The sequence below is a fragment of the Bacillus sp. LB7 genome (assembly GCF_030449715.1).
Lineage (GTDB): Bacteria > Bacillota > Bacilli > Bacillales > Bacillaceae > Bacillus > Bacillus paralicheniformis.
The window spans coordinates 1-549 of record NZ_JASGCA010000058.1 but is presented as its reverse complement, the minus strand read 5'-3'; the positions used below and the strand labels follow the sequence as shown (position 1 = coordinate 549).

The window sequence follows — 549 nt, the reverse complement described above, 5'->3', positions numbered from 1 at the left end:
GACTAAGGAGGAAAAATAATGTTTACAGTAGACCACAGCAAAGGTGAAGCTTTTGAACCGATTAAACCAGGAGAATACGAAGCGACAGTTATCAACTTTGAAGCCAAAACGGCTGCATCCGGAAATGAGCGCCTTGTCGTAGATTATGAAATTCGTTCTGACGTTGAGCAGCCATGCCAGGGCCAGAAAATTCTATACGACAATTTCACCGTTACGGAAAATGCAATGTGGAGATTTCACCAAGCATCAAAGGCCGCGGGTTTTCCAAACGGAATGCAATTTAAGGATCATATCGAATGGGCCAAGGCGTTTCTGAATAAACCGGTTCGCCTGCTTGTCGGGGAAAGAGAACATAACGGCAAGAAATATCCAGAAGTCAAAGCGTTTAAGCCGTCAGAAGCGCCAGCACCGGAAACCGAACCAATTAATATCAGTGACGATGATATACCGTTTTGATCATAAAAAACACATATGAGGGAGTGTATAGCTCCCTCGTTTTTAAAGGGGAGTTATCACATGTACGAATTTAAGAACATACCGCAAGAGCTA

General features: G+C 43.4%; 1 protein-coding gene. It reads left to right on the top strand.

Annotation, left to right across the window (positions count from 1 at the left end; genetic code table 11):
• The first annotated feature begins 18 nt into the window (after window positions 1-18).
• Entirely contained in the window at window positions 19-456 is a 438-nt protein-coding gene (locus QMZ64_RS23035; protein ID WP_009329263.1) for a DUF669 domain-containing protein, read from the top strand.
• The last annotated feature ends 93 nt before the right edge of the window (window positions 457-549 follow it).